The organism is Micrococcus sp. LASM2_SD2, assembly GCF_057364565.1.
This window is the reverse complement of sequence record NZ_JBNFOB010000441.1, coordinates 1-802: the sequence shown is the minus strand read 5'-3', so window position 1 is coordinate 802 and position 802 is coordinate 1. Positions and strand designations below refer to the sequence as shown.

The window sequence follows — 802 nt, the reverse complement described above, 5'->3', positions numbered from 1 at the left end:
TACCACCGGATCCAGCAACGACTCGAGGGCCTGACCCCGATGAAGTATCGGGAACAGGCCCTCGAGGAAGACAGGGCGCTTACGCTCTGATTACCAGTCCAACAACCGGGGACCAGTGCACCAGGGTGAGCGGCCGTCGTCGTGTCCGGACCGTGATGTCCGCAGGCTTCCGCATGTATCAATGTATTGATACGTTGATACATAACAAGGCGGAGCCGACCGGGCGTCGTTCGACGAAGGTGGAAGACCATGCAGCTCTACATGCTGACCTCGCTGTTCGGAGTCGCGGTGTCGATCGCCGTGGTCTACGCGGTGGTGCGACTCTTCGTGAACGACGCGCAGCGCTATCCCCTGCACGCGGCGCGCTCCCACGGGATGGTGACCTCGCTGATCGGCCTCTTCGCCACGAGCACCGCGGCGCTGACGGAGCTCGCCGTCGTCGACGACCGGACGTCGTTCCCCTCCCTCGGCGCCGGCATGCACGCGGTGCCGGCCTCCGAGGTGACCATGAGCATGGGCCTGAACGCCCTGATGCCGACCCTGTGGCTGCCCCTGGTCTACTGGGTGGCCCAGAGGACCTGGCCGGCGTCCGTGGCCCCCACCCGCAGCGCGCGGCTCACGGCCCGGTCCTGGACCGAGTTCCTCCCGCGCGCATTGACGATCACCGTGGGCGCGGTCGCCGCGGCCGCCCTCATCGCCACCTTCGCGCTCTGGCCCACGCCCGGGCGGCCGATGCAGGTGAGCGTCGGAGTGCAGAACGGCTACGCCCCGGACGCGGCCCCGCCGCCCGTGGTCGCGGACG

At 68.6% G+C, this 802-nt stretch carries 1 protein-coding gene; it reads left to right on the top strand.

All coding sequences use genetic code 11. The features are described from left to right. Window positions 1–249: 249 nt before the first annotated feature. Window positions 250–802: hypothetical protein (locus tag AC2W7A_RS13000; RefSeq protein WP_485991691.1), on the top strand; the 553-nt coding region annotated here is incomplete at its 3' end.